At 62.6% G+C, this 16,833-nt stretch carries 16 protein-coding genes; 6 read left to right on the forward strand and 10 right to left on the reverse strand.

Going from position 1 to position 16,833, the window contains the following annotated elements:
- Positions 1-3: 3 nt before the first annotated feature.
- Positions 4-423 carry a tripartite tricarboxylate transporter TctB family protein gene (locus ACRARG_RS07735; RefSeq protein WP_432689412.1) on the reverse strand — a complete coding sequence of 140 codons (420 nt, stop codon included), beginning with the start codon at positions 421-423 and terminating at the stop codon, positions 4-6.
- Positions 424-496: 73 nt separating this feature from the next.
- Positions 497-1,546, reverse strand: coding sequence for a type 2 periplasmic-binding domain-containing protein (locus ACRARG_RS07740; protein WP_432689413.1), 1,050 nt, complete (start codon positions 1,544-1,546; stop codon positions 497-499).
- 234 nt (positions 1,547-1,780) lie between these two features.
- Here ACRARG_RS07740 and araD point away from each other — a divergent pair, with 234 nt between their 5' ends.
- The 4 genes from araD to ACRARG_RS07760 all read left to right on the forward strand — a co-directional run bounded on the left by araD (position 1,781) and on the right by ACRARG_RS07760 (position 6,397).
- The gene (gene araD, locus ACRARG_RS07745) at positions 1,781-3,523 is read left to right on the forward strand and encodes an L-arabinonate dehydratase (RefSeq protein WP_432689414.1); all 1,743 of its coding nucleotides are present in this window, start codon (positions 1,781-1,783) and stop codon (positions 3,521-3,523) included.
- Positions 3,524-3,533: 10 nt separating this feature from the next.
- Positions 3,534-4,433: a dihydrodipicolinate synthase family protein gene (locus ACRARG_RS07750; protein WP_432689415.1), complete on the forward strand. Its 900-nt coding sequence runs from the start codon at positions 3,534-3,536 to the stop codon at positions 4,431-4,433.
- A gap of 240 nt (positions 4,434-4,673) precedes the next feature.
- Positions 4,674-5,384: a ribonuclease activity regulator RraA gene (locus tag ACRARG_RS07755; RefSeq protein WP_432689416.1), complete on the forward strand. Its 711-nt coding sequence runs from the start codon at positions 4,674-4,676 to the stop codon at positions 5,382-5,384.
- Positions 5,385-5,662: 278 nt separating this feature from the next.
- Complete coding sequence (locus ACRARG_RS07760; protein WP_432689417.1) at positions 5,663-6,397, forward strand: hypothetical protein; 735 nt, start codon at positions 5,663-5,665, stop codon at positions 6,395-6,397.
- 48 nt (positions 6,398-6,445) lie between these two features.
- Here ACRARG_RS07760 and ychF read toward each other — a convergent pair whose 3' ends face one another.
- The 7 genes from ychF to ACRARG_RS07795 all read right to left on the reverse strand — a co-directional run bounded on the left by ychF (position 6,446) and on the right by ACRARG_RS07795 (position 13,229).
- Positions 6,446-7,543 carry a redox-regulated ATPase YchF gene (gene ychF, locus ACRARG_RS07765; protein ID WP_432689418.1) on the reverse strand — a complete coding sequence of 366 codons (1,098 nt, stop codon included), beginning with the start codon at positions 7,541-7,543 and terminating at the stop codon, positions 6,446-6,448.
- Positions 7,544-7,626: 83 nt separating this feature from the next.
- The gene (locus ACRARG_RS07770; RefSeq protein WP_432689419.1) at positions 7,627-7,974 is read right to left on the reverse strand and encodes an H-type lectin domain-containing protein; all 348 of its coding nucleotides are present in this window, start codon (positions 7,972-7,974) and stop codon (positions 7,627-7,629) included.
- A gap of 391 nt (positions 7,975-8,365) precedes the next feature.
- Positions 8,366-8,785, reverse strand: coding sequence for a F0F1 ATP synthase subunit epsilon (locus ACRARG_RS07775; RefSeq protein WP_432689420.1), 420 nt, complete (start codon positions 8,783-8,785; stop codon positions 8,366-8,368).
- Positions 8,786-8,796: 11 nt separating this feature from the next.
- Complete coding sequence (atpD, locus tag ACRARG_RS07780; protein WP_432689421.1) at positions 8,797-10,221, reverse strand: F0F1 ATP synthase subunit beta; 1,425 nt, start codon at positions 10,219-10,221, stop codon at positions 8,797-8,799.
- Between the two features lie 18 nt (positions 10,222-10,239).
- The gene (locus ACRARG_RS07785; protein WP_432689422.1) at positions 10,240-11,118 is read right to left on the reverse strand and encodes a F0F1 ATP synthase subunit gamma; all 879 of its coding nucleotides are present in this window, start codon (positions 11,116-11,118) and stop codon (positions 10,240-10,242) included.
- Between the two features lie 12 nt (positions 11,119-11,130).
- Positions 11,131-12,669, reverse strand: a complete 1,539-nt coding sequence (gene atpA / locus ACRARG_RS07790; RefSeq protein ID WP_432689423.1) for a F0F1 ATP synthase subunit alpha — start codon at positions 12,667-12,669, stop codon at positions 11,131-11,133.
- On the reverse strand, positions 12,669-13,229 hold the full coding sequence (locus ACRARG_RS07795) for a F0F1 ATP synthase subunit delta (protein WP_432691333.1): 561 nt from the start codon (positions 13,227-13,229) through the stop codon (positions 12,669-12,671). The genes atpA and ACRARG_RS07795 overlap by 1 nt, the downstream gene beginning before the upstream one ends.
- Positions 13,230-13,736: 507 nt before the next feature.
- On the opposite strand from ACRARG_RS07795, the gene ACRARG_RS07800 reads away from it, so the two are divergent.
- Complete coding sequence (locus tag ACRARG_RS07800) at positions 13,737-15,098, forward strand: hypothetical protein (protein ID WP_432689424.1); 1,362 nt, start codon at positions 13,737-13,739, stop codon at positions 15,096-15,098.
- Here the strand turns inward: ACRARG_RS07800 and ACRARG_RS07805 are convergent.
- Positions 15,067-15,858 (reverse strand): class I SAM-dependent methyltransferase, encoded by a 792-nt coding sequence (locus tag ACRARG_RS07805; protein ID WP_432689425.1) that lies wholly within the window; start codon positions 15,856-15,858, stop codon positions 15,067-15,069. The genes ACRARG_RS07800 and ACRARG_RS07805 overlap by 32 nt on opposite strands.
- Before the next feature lie 61 nt (positions 15,859-15,919).
- On the opposite strand from ACRARG_RS07805, the gene gloB reads away from it, so the two are divergent.
- Positions 15,920-16,681, forward strand: a complete 762-nt coding sequence (gene gloB / locus ACRARG_RS07810) for a hydroxyacylglutathione hydrolase (RefSeq protein ID WP_432689426.1) — start codon at positions 15,920-15,922, stop codon at positions 16,679-16,681.
- Positions 16,682-16,833 lie beyond the last annotated feature (152 nt).

Below are 16,833 nucleotides of genomic sequence, written 5' to 3' on the forward strand. Positions count from 1 at the left end.
GCCTCAGGGAAGTGTCAGGAAAAGCGGATAGGTGAACAGCCACCAGACGAAAATCGGCCCGGCCAGAGCGACGATGGCCAGCGGCAGCAGGCTGCGCGGGCTGCGGTCATGCATAAAGAGGACCCCCGTCAGAAAGACGTAAGGGATCGAACAGTAGAGGAAACCGCGCCCGGTGTTGGGCCAGATATCCCCGACCGGCACCATGAGCGAAAAGTAAAGCAGGCTCAGCCCGATTGCGCCAAGGAACCGCGGCTTGTCCATATCCCGCCAGATCCCCGCCCAGTAGCCGCCCGCGGCGGCGATGCGCCCGCGGTCACGGATGACGATGGCAAGGCCCAGCAGGCCCAGCACGATGGCGATGATGGTGGGAAATAGCAGATGGGACGTCTCGAAATCGATCGTCACCTGGGTCAAACGGCCCATGGTCTCCTCCCTGGTTCGCAACAGGAAATGCCCGGCCGGAACCCCGGCCGGGCGCTTGGGTCAGATCAGCCGGTCACGACCCTTCGGTAATGTCGGCGATAACTTTCCCGTAGGTATCCCGTTTGGACGTCAGATGCTGACGCGCCTCTGCCGCAGGCAGATAGTTCGGGATGAAAAACGCTTCTTTCTGGCGCTTCTGGATCTCGCCTTCCGCAAAGATCTCGCCCAGCGCGGCATCAATCGTCTCGATGATCGCGGGGTCCATCTCAGAGTTGAAGAGCATGAAGAACTCTTTATCGAAGGTGAAATCTTCGGACCCGTTGAGCGTCACGCTGGTTTCCGGGCTGGCATAGGCCAGCATGTCGTCGCGGGTCGTGCCGCCCATGCCGGCCTCCGGCGCCTGTTCCAGCGTCGCGGGGCGCGCGGTGATCCAGACGAACCGCATGGCCTTCTGATCATCCGCAGGCAGCTGGGTAAACTGCTCATTGGCCTGGATCGATCCATTGATCACATCGGCCAGGTTATCCCACATCGCCTGGTTCTTGTCGGACTGGGACCCCGTGTTCACGGCAACGATATTTTCTTCCGACCCCGGCGCGCGGACCTTGGCCGCGTTCTTCATCGCCGAGAACCCGATTTCAGACACACCGCCCGGCTGAATGGCGACGCGAACCTTGGTTCCGGCTTCTGCGGCCTTCAGGATGTCTTCCATCGACTGGTAGGGGCTGTTCGCGGGGACCAGATAGGCATTGCCCGGGTTGATCGCCACGGTCGGGCCGACGACATATCCGGCAAAGGGATCGTCATAGCCCGACACGCCATAGAGATTGCCCAGATAGGACTGGTCATGAAAAATCATGATCGTCGTGCCGCGCTTGTCACGTGCCAGCGCCTTGAACGCTTCCGACGCGCCGACCGCGTCGACCTTGATGTTCACACCCAGTTTTTCGGACAGCGCATCCGCAACGATGGCGGAATTCTGATAGGTGTCGCCGCCGGTCGATTTGGACCCGATCACCATGCGGATATTGCGGGGCAGGTCCTGGGCAAACGCCGTAACAGGCTGCGCGACAAGCGCCGCGGCAGACACTGCGGCAAGAAGGGTTCTGCGGGAAAGTCTCATTTTGCTCCTCCGGGATGGTCGATGCCGACCGCTGGTTCAATTGCCGCCCGTGCTCCTCCACGACCAGCAACGCAATGTATGCGCATACAGTGAGTTGGACCACGACAGACCATCTCCTGTCAATAGGCCTTCATATCTGTTTATTTTGAAATAATAATCCGAGCGCCCGTTGACCTTTTGAAATGTATACGCATACATAAGCGGTGAATCACCGGCGCCGATGGGAGGATAGTCATGTCGAATTCGGACAATCAGGCAAAGCGAGCCCTGCGCAGCGATCGCTGGTTTGCCCCCGATGACCTGCGATCTTTCGGGCACCGCTCCCGGATGATGCAGCTGGGCTTTTCCGAGGAGGAATTTCGCGGCAAACCGATCATCGGCATCCTCAACACCTGGTCAGAGATCAATTCCTGCCACAGCCATTTCCGCGAACGCGCGGCGGATGTGAAACGGGGTGTCTCGCAGGCGGGCGGCCTGCCGGTGGAGATGCCGTCGCTCTCCGTCGACGAGTCCTTCACCAAGCCGACCTCCATGCTCTACCGCAACATGCTGGCCATGGAGACGGAAGAGATGATCCGCTCCCACCCGTTCGACGGCGTTGTGCTGATGGGCGGCTGCGACAAGACCACGCCGGGCCTCGTCATGGGCGCGCTGACTGCCGGTGTGCCGATGATCTACCTGCCCGCCGGTCCGATGCTGCGCGGCCATTACGCGGGCAAGATCCTCGGCTCCGGATCGGACGCCTGGAAATACTGGGACGAGCGCCGCGCCGGCAATATCACCGATGAGGAATGGCTGGGCATCCAGGGCGGCATCGCGCGCTCTGCGGGCACCTGCATGACCATGGGCACAGCCTCCACCATGACGGCAATCACCGACGCCATGGGGCTGACCCTGCCGGGCGCATCGTCCATCCCGGCGGTCGATTCGGGCCACCAGCGCATGTCCGCAGACTGCGGCCGCCGCGTGGTCGAGATGGTCTGGGAAGAGCTGACGCCTGACAAGATCGTCACCCGCGCCTCCGTCCAGAACGCCGCCATCACCGCCATGGCCACCGGCTGTTCGACCAATGCCGTAGTGCACCTGATCGCCATGGCGCGCCGGGCCGGGGTGGATTTCACCCTCGATGACCTCGACGCACTTGGCCGGACCACGCCGCTGATCGCCAACGTCCGTCCCTCCGGCAAGGACTACCTGATGGAAGATTTCTTCTACGCGGGCGGTCTGCGCGCGCTGATGAAGCAGCTGGAGGACCGGCTGGACACGTCCTGCATCACTGTGACCGGCAAGACCCTGGGCGAGAACCTGGAAGGCGCGGTTGTCTATAATGACGACGTGATCCGGCCGCTGTCGAACCCGGTTTACCACGAGGGCTCGCTGGCGCTGCTGCGCGGCAACCTCTGCCCGGACGGCGCGGTGATCAAGCCCGCCGCCTGCGATCCGAAATATTACCAGCACGAAGGCCCCGCCGTCGTTTTCGACAGCTATCCCGAGATGAAGAAATGGGTCGATGACGAGAATGCCGAGGTCACGCCCGACACCGTGATGGTGCTGCGCAACGCCGGGCCGCAGGGCGGTCCCGGCATGCCAGAATGGGGCATGCTGCCAATCCCCAAAGCGCTGATCAAACAGGGGCATCGCGATCTCCTGCGGATATCCGACGCGCGGATGTCCGGCACCTCCTACGGCGCCTGCGTGCTGCATGTAGCACCCGAAAGCTTCGTCGGCGGGCCGCTCGCGCTGCTCAGGACCGGCGATATCGTCAAGCTCGACGTACCAAACCGGACGCTGGACATGCTGGTCCCGGAGGAGGAGCTGGAGAAGCGCCGTGCCGCCTGGACCCCGCCGAAGCCGCGATTCGAACGCGGCTATGGCTGGATGTTCTCCAAACATGTGCTGCAGGCCGACAAGGGCTGCGACTTCGACTACCTCGAACGCGGCTTCGGCAAGGTCGCGGGCGAGCCCGACATTTTCTGAGGAGGTCCCAATGGCCCACGATCTCGACAAGGCGCTGACCGGCATTTCCGGCATTCTCGTCACCCCCTATGACGAGGCGGGTGAAATTGCCCCGGCAAAGCTCGCCCCGATCATCGACCGGGCTCTGGCGGCCGGGATGCACATCCCTGTCGTCAACGGCAATACCGGCGAATTCTACGCCCTGACGACCGACGAAGCCGTCGCAATGGCCGAGGCTGTCTGCGAGATGGTCGGCGACCGCGCTCCGGTTCTGGCGGGCGTCGGCCGCGGCATCCGCGATGCCTGCCGCCTGGCCAGGGCCTCTGCCGATGCAGGCGCCTCCGCGCTGATGATCCACCAGCCGCCCGATCCCTTCGTGGCGCCGCGCGGAACGGTCGACTATGTCAAAGCCGTGCACGAGGCCTCCGGCGGGCTGCCGATGATGCTCTACCTGCGCAATGACGCCATCGGGACCAAGGCGATTGCCGATCTCTGTTCCGTGCCCGGCGTCAAGGGCGTGAAATGGGCCACGCCCAACCCGCTGAAACTGGCCGAAGCCAAGGCCGCCTGCGATCCCTCCATCGTCTGGGTCGGCGGTCTGGCAGAGGTCTGGGCGCCGCCGCTCTATGCTGTGGGCGCACGCGGCTTCACCTCCGGCCTGATCAACGTCTGGCCGGAGCGGTCCATGGCGATCCATACGGCGCTCGATGGCGGCGATTACGAGACCGCCAATTCCCTGATCCGCGAGATGCGCGCCTTTGAGGATATCCGCGCCGAAGAGATGAACGGCACCAATGTGACCGGCGTGAAGGCCGCGCTGCAGGCCCTCGGCATGGACTGCGGCCCGACGCGTCCACCCTCGGCCTGGCCATTGACAGAGACGCAGCAGAACAGGCTGCAGACCTTCCTCTCGGCCAACGGGTTGATCTGACCGGCGGAACAGATCGGGACCCCGCCCAACCTGCTGTAACAGGCAAATCGGGCGCAAGGTTTGGCCGCGCGATCCCCTGATCCGTCGCAGCGCCCCACCGCCCCGGACAGGGGGCGCCCCTGCGACCGCCGGGCCAACAAAGAAAGGCGAGGAAGCCTCGCATCCGCCAGCCCGCCCGGGAACGAAAGCCCGACGATCTCAGGGCCCCAACACAGCCAAACGGTCAAGGAGGACCGACAAATGAACCACGAAACCCGAGAAAGACTGATGGGCGTGTCGGTTGCCACCCTCGCCACCGCCCTCTTCAAGCGCGGGCTGCGCAATCAGGTGATCCAGGGTGTGCACCCGATCCGCGGCAAAGGCGTCAATATGGTCGGCCCCGCCTTCACCCTGCGGTATATGCCTGCCCGCGAGGATCGCAATCAGCTGGTCGAATTCCGCAATCCCGACCACCCGCAGCGTGTCGCCATCGAACAATGCCCCGAAGGTCATGTCATGGTGATCGACAGCCGGAAAGACGCCCGCGCCGCCTCTGCCGGCGATATTCTCGTCACCCGGCTTATGATGCGGGGCGGCGCAGGAATTGTGACCGATGGCGGGTTCCGCGATGCGGCCACCATTGCCACGCTGGATATCCCGGCCTACCACGTGACCCCGTCCAGCCCGACCAACCTCACCCTGCACGAAGCGATTGAGATCAACGGCCCGATCGGCTGCGGCGATGCGCCTGTCTTTCCCGGCGATATCATCGTCGGCGACGATGACTGCGTCATCGTCATCCCGGCAGAAATCGCGGATGAGGTGGCCTATGAAGCTGTCGAAATGACGGCCTATGAGGATTTCGTTGTCGAAAGGGTCAAAGACGGCGCAACGATTATCGGACTTTACCCCGCGACCAAGGACGAGAATCTGGACCTCTTCCGCCAGTGGCGTGATACGAAGAACAGATAACGCCGGCTGGGCCGCATGTGCTCGCGGGTCGTCCACCGCGCCCCACGACGCAACGCCTGAGTGTCCGGAGAGCCTGCAACGCTTTGCGGCCACACAGCCCCCTGATCAATGTCTTCCGAGGACCGCCCCCTCGGAAGCCCCCTAAATCTCCGCGCTTGCCGGGACCCAGCACAAAATCAGGGCCAATATTCTACAAATAGGCCACCGCCCGCCCAAATCCACTACCAATAGCGCCGCCCACATGGCACAGTTCGAACAAGCAGTCACGGGTGGTGTTAATGATCATTGCAGAATCCATAGGTTTTAGCGCAACGCATTCCATCTCCAGCATATTGTCCGGCCTGCCCGGCTATGATGTGGCACATGGATCGCAGAATTTCCGGACGAAGGAATCCCTCGCCCTGTCGCGCCAGACCCCGGCGGAGTTTCTGGCAGCCATGACAGAAAGCAGACAAGCCGGCAGGACACCCGTCGCGGTGCACACCCTCTTTGCAACCCAGCAGATGAAACCGCTCTGCGACATCGGCGAGGTGAACTACTGGCTGATCGTCAGAACGCCGGAAAAACAGATCGAAAGCTGCTACGCCTGGATCGCGCGAAAAGTCCTGCAAGGCGACGGGAACAGTTTTCTACAGGTGCTGAACGCCGGCCTTCAGCCCCTGATCGCCGCAAACCTCCCGACATCCCTGCCCAACCTGCTCTATTATTTCGCCTGCAATCACGTCACCGCCTACAACCTGACCGCTCTGGGTCACGGCGTTCCCATGCGCAAGATGGAGACACTCCTCTCCGACGAAGCCGCCTTCCGCGAGGCATTCGCAGTGCCTGCCGATATCGCGATCCCGCATTTCGCCAACAAGGACGTGCATATGGCGTCGCATAGCGCAAAACTGGAGGGCACCGGCCTGGCTGACCCCGACCGGGCCGCCATCCGCGACAATTATTTCTGTGAAATCGGGGGGCGCCGGTATTCTATCGCCGATATGGAATTCCTGGCAGGCTACGCCGGGTGACCGGGACCGCATCCCGGTCAAACTGTCCCGGCAAACCCCGGCCGCCCCTTACGAACTGAACAGGAAATGCAGAACGTCGCCATCCTTGACGACGTAGCCTTTTCCCTCAGCCCTCAGCTTGCCCGCATCCCGCGCCCCCGCTTCGCCGTTACAGGCCACATAATCGTCATAGGCGATGGTTTCCGCCCGGATAAACCCCTTTTCGAAATCCCCGTGGATAACGCCCGCCGCCTGAGGCGCAGCGGTCCCCTGGCGGATTGTCCAGGCGCGCGCCTCCTTGGGGCCCACGGTGAAATAGGTCTCCAGATGCAGCAGCTCGTAGCCCGCGCGGATCAGCCGGTCGAGCCCCGCCTCCTCCAGTCCCATCTCGCCCAGGAACATCTCCGCCTCCTCGGAGTCGAGCTGGCTGATCTCTTCCTCGATCCGGGCAGAGATGATCACGTGGGAATTGCCTTCGGCCGCCGCCATCTCCGCCACGGCTGCGGAATGGGCATTGCCCTCCGCCGCCTCTTCCTCGGCCACGTTGCAGACGTAAAGCACCGGCTTCGTCGTCAGCAGCTGCAACAGCTTCCAGGCGCGGGCATCCTCGGCATCCACATCGACCACGCGGGCGGGCTTGCCATCTTCCAGAACGGCCTGTGCGGCGGCCAGCAGCCGGTCCTGCTGCTGCGCTTCCTTGTCATTGCCCTTGAGCTTGCGGACAAGGTTGGCACGGCGCTTCTCGATGCTCTCCAGATCGGCCAGCATCAGCTCCGTCTCGATGGTCTGCGCATCGGCGACCGGATCAACGCGCCCCTCCACATGGGTCACATCGCCATCCTCGAAACAGCGCAGCACATGGGCGATGGCATCCACCTCCCGGATATTGGCCAGAAACTGATTGCCCAGCCCCTCCCCTTTCGAGGCGCCCTTCACCAGACCGGCGATATCCACAAAGGTCATCCGCGTCGGAATGATCTGCTTCGACTGGGCGATCCCAGCCAGCTTGTCCAGCCGCGCATCGGGCACGGCGACCTCGCCGACATTGGGCTCGATCGTGCAGAACGGGAAATTGGCAGCCTGCGCCGCCGCCGTCTTCGTCAATGCGTTGAAAAGAGTGGACTTGCCAACATTGGGCAGACCCACGATCCCCATCTTGAACCCCATCGGAGGCCCCCTCTAAGCGCGCGTTTCGCGCTCAATACGCCGCCCGCCTCCGGGGTGCAAGCAAAGCGGCGTCGCGGGACGTCTCAGACGTCCCAGTCATCCTCATGCCGGACGGCACCAATGGCCATCCAGCCGATCCGCGCCCGGGCGATCTTGCTGTCTCCCCAGGTGCGGAACACAATATCAAAGCCGTCGGCATCGATACTGTCCGCCGACACATCCGCCCGCACATTGGTCGCAGTATCCACATCCCAGAGCGATACGGAACAATGCACCGCCGGCCTGCCGCGGAAGCGCTCCGTGAAATTCACGCGCTGCCGTCGTTCACGGCTGCCCTCCCCGGTCCACATATTCCCGCCATTTTCGAAATCGGAAAAGACCACCGCCTCTCCCTGATCCACGCCAATGAACTGGTTACTGAGCTTTTGCATCTCTTAAGTCCCATCTGTCCGATCTTGTTTCTGGCGGACAATTCCGGCGACAATAAGGAGCAGAAAAAGGTAATACCCGGGCAGCTGTCTCCGCAAATAGTTCAGCCCGCGGCCCCAATTCCCTAAAAATTGAACGGCTTACCAAATTCTCTCCCCGCCTCATTTCGCGGGCTTTGCTCGAAAATCCAGATCAATTCGGGCCATTGTTTCCAAAAACAGCGCAACCCGCCCCTTCATCTTTCCCCAAATACTCCCGCCGGAGGCACCGCGATCCTGCCCCGCAGGATCGCCACAGCAGAATGCGCCGCAGGCGCGCCTTTGGTTCACGCCCGCAAAGCAAAAGGCCCCGGATCCTCTCCGGGGCCTTCCAAATCCGTCCAACCCGGAAGGGTCAGAAATTCGCGTGGTTCGGGTCCAGTCCGATGTGCCCGCCCATGGCCACCATATCGGCCAGAAGCTTGGCTGCGGCCGGCGCATCCTCGTCAGAGGCTTTCTCATGCGCCTCCTTCGCCTCTTTCACCCAGTCGGTGTAAATATCCTGGGTCATCTCTTTCTGATGCAGCGCGCGTTCAGCCAGAACGGTCACCCCATCGGCAGAGATTTCGGCGAAACCGCCGGAGACGATGTAATCATCCTCTCCATCCGGACCTTCCACATGCAGCACACCGGGGCGCAGCGTGGTGATGGTGGGGACATGCCCCGCCATCGCCGTCATATCGCCTTCCGTGCCCGGAATCTGCACCGCGGTGGCCGGGCCGGAGGCAAGGCTCCGTTCCGGCGACACGAGGCTGAAGGTCATGTTATCTGCCATCTGTCAGATCCTTACGCGGCTTCCGCCGCCAGCTTCTCGGCCTTGGCTTTCACATCCTCGATGCCGCCAACCATATAGAAGGCCGCTTCCGGCAGGTGGTCGTATTCGCCGGCCACAACTGCTTTGAAGGAGGAAATCGTGTCTTCCAGCGGAACCTGCACACCGTCAGAGCCGGTGAAGACCTTCGCAACGTCGAACGGCTGCGACAGGAAACGCTGGATTTTACGCGCACGCGCAACGGTCAGCTTGTCCTCTTCCGACAGTTCGTCCATCCCGAGGATCGCGATGATGTCCTGCAGCGACTTGTAGCGCTGAAGGATACCCTGCACGTCACGGGCCACCTGGTAATGCTCCTCGCCGATCACCTGCGGGTCCATCAGACGCGAGGTGGAATCGAGCGGGTCCACGGCCGGGTAGATGCCAAGCTCGGAGATCGCACGGTTAAGAACCGTGGTTGCATCGAGGTGGGCAAAGGTCGTGGCCGGTGCCGGGTCGGTAAGGTCGTCCGCGGGAACGTAGACAGCCTGGATCGAGGTGATCGAGCCGTTCTTCGTGGAGGTAATCCGTTCCTGCATCGCACCCATGTCGGTGGCCAGCGTCGGCTGGTAACCCACGGCGGAGGGGATACGACCCAGAAGTGCGGACATTTCCGAACCCGCCTGCGTAAAGCGGAAGATGTTGTCGACGAAGAACAGAACGTCGGTCCCGGTTGCGTCGCGGAACTGTTCCGCAAGCGTCAGACCGGTCAGGGCGATCCGCGCACGGGCCCCCGGCGGCTCGTTCATCTGGCCGTAGACCAGCGCGATCTTCGAGTCCGGCAGGTTGTCCGGGGTCAGAACGCCGGATTCGATCATCTCGTGGTAGAGGTCGTTCCCTTCACGGGTCCGCTCGCCCACGCCGGCGAACACGGAGAGACCCGAGTGCACCTTTGCGATGTTGTTGATCAGTTCCTGAATGAGAACCGTCTTGCCCACGCCGGCACCGCCGAAGAGGCCAATTTTACCACCCTTCGCGTAGGGCGCGAGGAGGTCGATCACCTTGATGCCGGTCACGAGGACCTCGGCTTCGGTCGCCTGATCGGCGAAATCGGGGGCCGGGGCGTGGATCGGGCGGAATTCCTGCGCTTCGACCGGGCCCTTCTCGTCCACGGGCTCGCCGATCACGTTCAGGATGCGGCCCAGCGTGGCGGGGCCGACCGGAACGGAGATGGGCGCGCCGGTGTCTTCCACGGCCTGGCCGCGGACCAGACCTTCGGTTGCGTCCATTGCGATGGTGCGCACGGTGTTTTCACCAAGGTGCTGCGCCACTTCCAGAACCAGCTTGTTGCCATTGTTGTCGGTGGTCAGTGCGTTGAGGATCTCCGGCAGGTGATCGTCGAACTGCACGTCCACAACGGCGCCGATGACCTGGGTCACTTTGCCTTTTGCGTTTGCCATGTTTCGTCTCCGGTTCCGTTAGAGCGCTTCCGCGCCCGAAATAATCTCGATCAGTTCGTTGGTGATGACGGCCTGACGCGAACGGTTATATTCGATCGTCAGCTTGTCGATCATGTCGCCCGCGTTCCGCGTGGCGTTGTCCATCGCCGACATCCGCGCACCCTGTTCGGACGCGCCGTTTTCAAGCAGAGCCGCGAAGATCTGCGTTGCAACTCCGCGCGGCAGCAGATCGGCGAGGATCGATTCCTCGTCGGGCTCATAATCGTAAAGCGTGGCCGCGGCATCCGACTCTTCCGGCGCGTCAAAGGACGCGGGGATGATCTGCTGCGCGGTCGGCTTCTGGGTCACGACGTTCTCGAACTTCGCATAGAAGATCGTGGCAACGTCGAATTCCCCCTCGACAAAGCGGCCCAGCAGGTCCTTGGCGATGTCCTGCGCATTGGCATAGCCGATCCGCTTCACCTCGCTCAGATCCACATGCGCCACCAGCTTGTCGCCAAAGTCACGCTTCAGCTGTTCCCGGCCCTTCTTGCCGACCGTGAGGATTTTCACTGTCTTGCCCTGGGACAGGAGCTCGCGCGCATGGGTCTTGGCCAGCTTCACGATGTTGGAGTTGAACCCGCCGCAGAGACCACGTTCCGCCGTCATGACGACGAGCATATGCACGTCATCCTTGCCGGTGCCTTTCAGCAGCAGCGGGGCAGTGTCCGACCCGCCGACGGAGGCAGCCAGCTGCCCCAGGACCGCACTGAAGCGCTCGGCATAGGGCCGGGCGCTTTCGGCGGCATCCTGTGCCCGCCGCAGTTTCGCGGCGGCCACCATCTGCATGGCCTTTGTGATCTTGCGGGTCGATTTGATCGACTCGATCCGCAGTTTTAGGTCCTTCAGGGAAGGCATAAGCGCTCTCCTTTAGGCGAAATCTTTGGCGAATTCGTCGATCGCTGCCTTCAGCTTGTCCGCCGGCTCACCCTTGATTTTCGGATCCTCGGTGGTGATCCAGTCAAGGACGTCCTTCTTCGTGGTGCGCATGAACTTCAGCAGCTCGGCCTCGAACCGCGCAACCGAGGACACCGGCAGGTTGTCCAGGTAGCCGTTGGTGCCGGCGAAGATCACGGTCACGATCTCTGCGTTGGTCAGCGGGGCGTACTGCGGCTGCTTCATCAGCTCGGTCAGGCGCGCGCCACGGCCCAGCAGACGCTGGGTGGAGGCGTCGAGGTCGGAACCGAACTGCGCGAATGCCGCCATCTCACGATACTGGGCGAGCGACAGTTTCACCGGACCCGCAACCGAGGACATCGCCTTGGTCTGGGCGGAGGACCCCACGCGGGACACCGAAAGACCGGTGTTCACGGCCGGGCGGATACCCTGGTAGAAGAGTTCCGTTTCCAGGAAGATCTGACCGTCGGTGATGGAGATCACGTTGGTCGGAATAAACGCGGACACGTCGCCGCCCTGGGTTTCGATGACCGGCAGAGCCGTCAGCGAACCGGAGCCGAAATCAGCGTTCAGCTTGGCCGAACGTTCCAGCAGGCGCGAATGGAGGTAGAAAACGTCACCCGGGTAAGCTTCACGCCCCGGCGGACGGCGCAGCAGCAGGGACATCTGGCGGTAGGCCACGGCCTGCTTGGAGAGGTCATCATAGATGATCAGCGCGTGCTTACCATTGTCGCGGAAATACTCGGCCATTGCGGTCGCGGCATAGGGGGCCAGGAACTGCATCGGCGCCGGGTCAGACGCGGTGGCGGCCACGACGATCGAATATTCGATCGCGCCGGTCTCTTCGAGCTTCTTCACCAGCTGCGCCACGGTGGAACGCTTCTGGCCGACAGCCACGTAGACGCAGTAGAGCTTCTTGCTCTCGTCGTCGCCTGCGGCGTCGTTGTAGGACTTCTGGTTCAGGATCGTGTCGAGCGCCACGGCGGTCTTGCCGGTCTGACGGTCGCCGATGATCAGCTCGCGCTGGCCACGGCCGATCGGGATCATGGCGTCAATGGCCTTGAGGCCGGTCGCCATCGGCTCGTGCACGGATTTACGCGGGATGATGCCCGGCGCTTTCACGTCTGCGATGCGGCGCTCGGTGGCCGCGATCGGGCCCTTGCCGTCCAGCGGGTTGCCCAGACCGTCGACAACGCGACCCAGCAGCGCCTCGCCGGCAGGAACGTCCACGATGGAGTTCGTGCGCTTGACGGTGTCGCCTTCTTTAATGTCGCGGTCGGAGCCGAAGATCACGATACCGACGTTGTCGGCTTCGAGGTTCAGCGCCATGCCCCGGATACCGCCGGGGAATTCGACCATCTCACCGGCCTGCACGCTGTCCAGGCCGTAGACGCGGGCAATCCCGTCACCGACCGAGAGCACACGGCCCACTTCTGCAACTTCGGCTTCCTGTCCGAAGTTGGAAATCTGCTCCTTTAGGATCGCAGAAATTTCGGCAGCTTGGATTCCCATTATCCGACCTCTTTCATGGCATTCTGAAGGGATGCGAGCTTCGCCTTGACCGAGGTGTCGATCATGCGCGAGCCCACTTTCACGATGAGACCACCGATGAGGCTTTCATCGACGGAAGTATTGAGCTTGACGGTCTTGCCGGCCTGGGCCGACAGCACTTTCTCAAGCTTTGCTTCCTGCGTTTTCGTAAGCGCCTTGGCGCTGACGACGTCGGCAGTGACTTCGCCCTTGTGCGTGGCAATTGCCTCCTGCAGCTGGGTGACCAGCTGAGGCAGCACAAAGAGGCGACGCTTTTCGGCCATCAGGCCGAGGCTGTTTTTCAGGACTGCGGGCAGACCCATCTTGACTGCCAGGGCGGCGATTGCCTTGCCCTGGGCTTCGCGGGAATAGACCGGCGACGAAATAAGGTCGCGCAGGTCGGCGCTGTCCGCGAGGGCCGTGTTCAGGTCCTCGACGCCAGATTCCAGCGAAGAGAGGTCATTGTTGTCACGGGCAATTTCGAAGATCGCGGTGGCATAGCGCGCGGCGATGCCGGAGGAGATCGAAGCTGGTTCGGACACGTCCACCCTTCCGATGTCTTGGCCCCTTCGGCGCGAGTGCTGCGCTGGCAGGGGGCGTTAGGCCTCGGCCAAGGCCAAAGCAGCAAAATCGGCGTGGGTGTAGCAGAGCATTTCTAACCTAGCAACCCGCTTGGTACCTTGATACCGCAACCAATGTTTTCAGGCGATTGCGGTTCTGCGACGGTCCGGCGCGCCCCCCCTTTCGCGGCCGCCGGGCCGGTATGATCCAAGCTGCTTTAGCGATTCCTTAACCGGGACACGCTCTGACCGCCGCGCAACCGGTCCGACCGTTACCGCAAACACCCCATGACGCGCGGCCTGCCTGCGGCATTTTGGCAGATTGGCGGCTCGCGCTATCGGCGGTGCTCCCCGGGATTGTTCACGTTTGGGACACAACTGTTTTTGAGTGTGAAGTCCAGTTGCCGAGCTGGTCCCAAAAACGATAATCTGCATGCGTGACGCCGGTCGCCACCGTGCTCACGCCTCTCTCGCTTCCGGACACCTTCCATGACATTGATATTCCTCCTTCTGATCGCCGGCCTTGTGACCGCGATTGATACTTCTGAAAATTCTGAAGAAACCGATGCCTCAACCGACGGCGACGATGACGTCGTTCTGAGAGATGACGGGCCGGATGCCTTTCACGCAGGCCAGGGCGACGACACTGTCAGCCGTTATGGCAGCGGCGTCATCTATGGCGATGCCGGCGACGATTACCTGGAAACCTTTGACGATGCCGATGCCTATGGCGGCGCCGGAGATGACTCGGTCATTACGCGCGGCGCAGGCGCCGGATACGGCGATGCGGGCGATGACACGCTGGCCGCCTATGGCGACAACGGCATGGCATCCGGCGGGGCCGGCAATGACTACGTGATCGCGGCCAGGTCTGCCTCGGCCTACGGCGGGGCGGGCAACGACCTGATGACCCTGAGCGATTCCGCGACCGGCTATGCCGGGGCGGGCGACGACCGGATAGAGCTGAGTGACACGGCACGTGTCTTTGGCCAGGGCGGCAATGACGATATCGAAGCCGAAGACGATACGCAGGCAATCGGCGGCAGCGGCGACGACTATCTGGCGCTCAGCGACAATGCCATCGGGCGGGGACAGCAGGGCAACGACACCTTCGCCCTGTTCGGCTCGTCCGAAGGCTATGGCGAAAGCGGCGCTGATTTCGCGACATCGTTTGGAGATTCGACCTTTTATGGCGGCGTCGGCGAAGACACCATCAGGGCCTTTGACGAGTCCGAGGTCTATGGCGGCGATGGTGCTGACAGTATCGACGTGAACGGCGAAGCCATTGCCTACGGGGGCGCCGGCCATGACACGATGGTCGTTGACAGCACGGGCACCGCGATTGGCGGCGATGGGAACGACAGCCTGACCCTGCTGCGGGCGCCCCTGCCCGTGAACGCGCTGACCGGTGTGCTGGATGGCCTTGACCCCGATAGCGAAGACCTGATCGACGCCACCCTGACCGGCGGTGACGGCGCGGATACCTTCACGCTCGACAACAGCCTTTTCGTGCCAGAGATCAACGATACCCTCAACGGTCTGCCCGAGGCAGGCAGCGCGGCCGAAGCCGACGTTGCCGCAACCGCCTTTCCGGCACATCAGGATGTCGGGGCCATCACCGACTTCGATTTGGACGAGGATGTGCTGGTGATCGAAATGCCCGACCCGGCTTCGGGTTACGCGATCAGTGACATTACCACGGCCCTCTCTGCCGATGGCCGATCGACGGAGATCACGATCACCATCAGCCACGACACCGCCGACACAATGACCCGGATGCTCGTGCTGAATGGCGTCACGACCTTTGACGTGACCGATATCAGCCTCGTCGGCCACACGATCCCGGCCTGATCCCGAACACCCGCCGCGCCGGTTCTGCCGCCGGCGCGGTCAGCCCCTCCAGCACCTTCAGCCCGGCCCGCCGTCGCACCGGCTCACCGGGCCCGCTGGGAAGGTGAACGCGTTTCGACGCCTCCACGATCAGCACGCCGCCCGACATCACCATGCCCAACCGCGCGCCAAGCTTTTCCCAGAACGGCCCCGTCTTGCGCCAGAACCGACGATGCGAGGGCGGCTGAAACAGCGCCTGCACGGAGCGTTCGGGCAGGAAGGAGTGCCGTTTCAGCTGCGCCTCAAGCTGGCTCAGACTATAGGGGCGCCCCCATCCGAAGGGCGTCCTGTCGGACCGCGACCACAGGCCCGACCGGTGCGGCACCACAAAGACGACCTTCCCTCCCGGCCCCAGCACCCGGAAACATTCCTGAAGCAGGTCCGACGGATAATCCGACGTCTCAAGCCCGTGCAGGACCACCAGCTTGTCGACATGCCCAGTCTCAAGCGGCCACACCGTTTCCTCGCACAGCACCGACACATTGGCCATCCCGGCCGGCCAGGGCATGACCCCCTGCGGCCCCGGCATCAGCCCGACAACCCGCTTTGCCTCCGCCAGATAGGGCCGGAGCAGCGGCACCGCGAACCCGAACCCGACAACAGTCTGCCCTTTGGCCTCCGGCCACAGGGCCCGCAATTCCCGCCGCACATGGGTCTGGGCCGCCCGGCCCAGGGTGGACCGGTAGTAGAAATTGCGCAGGTCCTGAACGTCCAGGTGCATTGCAAGCCGCCCTTAGATGGGTTTCCTTACCCCCACCATAACAACGCGGAGGTCATTTTCCATGGCTCTTGAGATCGTCACCATCCCCTGCCTTTCGGACAATTATGCCTATCTCGTCAACGGGCCCGATGGCGTCTGTGTTGTGGATGCCCCCGAGGCCGAGCCGATCATCGCCGCAGCAGAGGCCCGCGGATGGCGCATCGGTGCCGTCCTGATCACCCATCACCACCCCGACCATACTCAGGGCGCGGCGGCGATCCGGGAGAAATTCGGCTCCAAGGTCTCCGGCCCCAAATCGGAGGCCGCCAAGATGCCCCCGCTTGATCTGGAACTGACCCCGGACATGAGCGGCGGCACCGACGACGCCTATACGGAGATCATCGAAGTGCCCGGTCACACGCTGGGCCATATCGCCTTCCACTTTCCAAAGGCCAAGGCCGTCTTCACCGCCGACAGCCTGATGGCCTGGGGCTGCGGCCGCGTCTTCGAGGGCACGATGGAGATGCAGCACGCCACGCTCCAGAAACTCGCAGCCCTGCCACCCGAGACGATGATCTACTCGGGGCATGAATACACGCTCTCGAACATGAAATTCGCCCTCTCGATCGAACCCGAGAACCCCGATTACCTTGCCCGCGCCGAAAAGGTTCAGGCGCAGCGCAACCGGGGAGAGCCTACGGTGCCCGTGTCACTCGCCGAAGAGTTGAAAACCAACCCTTTCCTGCGCTGCCACACCCCGGAGGTGCAAAAGGCCGTCGGGATGGAGGGCGCCAGCCCGGCAGAGGTCTTTGCCGAGGTCCGGCGCCGCAAAGACAGCTTCTGAAACGCTTCAAACTGAGGCCGATAAGCTGTCAAGCAGATAAATGTGATGAGAACGCACCAGAAAACCCTTGAAGATGGGCCGCAATCGACCAAACTTTAACACTATGAGGCCATGGTTGAAGCCGGGGCCGACCACCCCGCGCTCCAACCCTA

The sequence above is a fragment of the Pseudooceanicola profundi genome, assembly GCF_050897955.1.
Lineage (GTDB): Bacteria > Pseudomonadota > Alphaproteobacteria > Rhodobacterales > Rhodobacteraceae > Pseudooceanicola.

Coding starts and splice junctions, on each gene's coding strand:
- ACRARG_RS07735 (WP_432689412.1), bottom strand. CDS start 423: ATGGGCCGTTTGACCCAGGTGACGATCGATTTCGAGACGTCCCATCTG.
- ACRARG_RS07740 (WP_432689413.1), bottom strand. CDS start 1,546: ATGAGACTTTCCCGCAGAACCCTTCTTGCCGCAGTGTCTGCCGCGGCG.
- araD (WP_432689414.1), top strand. CDS start 1,781: ATGTCGAATTCGGACAATCAGGCAAAGCGAGCCCTGCGCAGCGATCGC.
- ACRARG_RS07750 (WP_432689415.1), top strand. CDS start 3,534: ATGGCCCACGATCTCGACAAGGCGCTGACCGGCATTTCCGGCATTCTC.
- ACRARG_RS07755 (WP_432689416.1), top strand. CDS start 4,674: ATGAACCACGAAACCCGAGAAAGACTGATGGGCGTGTCGGTTGCCACC.
- ACRARG_RS07760 (WP_432689417.1), top strand. CDS start 5,663: ATGATCATTGCAGAATCCATAGGTTTTAGCGCAACGCATTCCATCTCC.
- ychF (WP_432689418.1), bottom strand. CDS start 7,543: ATGGGGTTCAAGATGGGGATCGTGGGTCTGCCCAATGTTGGCAAGTCC.
- ACRARG_RS07770 (WP_432689419.1), bottom strand. CDS start 7,974: ATGCAAAAGCTCAGTAACCAGTTCATTGGCGTGGATCAGGGAGAGGCG.
- ACRARG_RS07775 (WP_432689420.1), bottom strand. CDS start 8,785: ATGGCAGATAACATGACCTTCAGCCTCGTGTCGCCGGAACGGAGCCTT.
- atpD (WP_432689421.1), bottom strand. CDS start 10,221: ATGGCAAACGCAAAAGGCAAAGTGACCCAGGTCATCGGCGCCGTTGTG.
- ACRARG_RS07785 (WP_432689422.1), bottom strand. CDS start 11,118: ATGCCTTCCCTGAAGGACCTAAAACTGCGGATCGAGTCGATCAAATCG.
- atpA (WP_432689423.1), bottom strand. CDS start 12,669: ATGGGAATCCAAGCTGCCGAAATTTCTGCGATCCTAAAGGAGCAGATT.
- ACRARG_RS07800 (WP_432689424.1), top strand. CDS start 13,737: ATGACATTGATATTCCTCCTTCTGATCGCCGGCCTTGTGACCGCGATT.
- ACRARG_RS07805 (WP_432689425.1), bottom strand. CDS start 15,858: ATGCACCTGGACGTTCAGGACCTGCGCAATTTCTACTACCGGTCCACC.
- gloB (WP_432689426.1), top strand. CDS start 15,920: ATGGCTCTTGAGATCGTCACCATCCCCTGCCTTTCGGACAATTATGCC.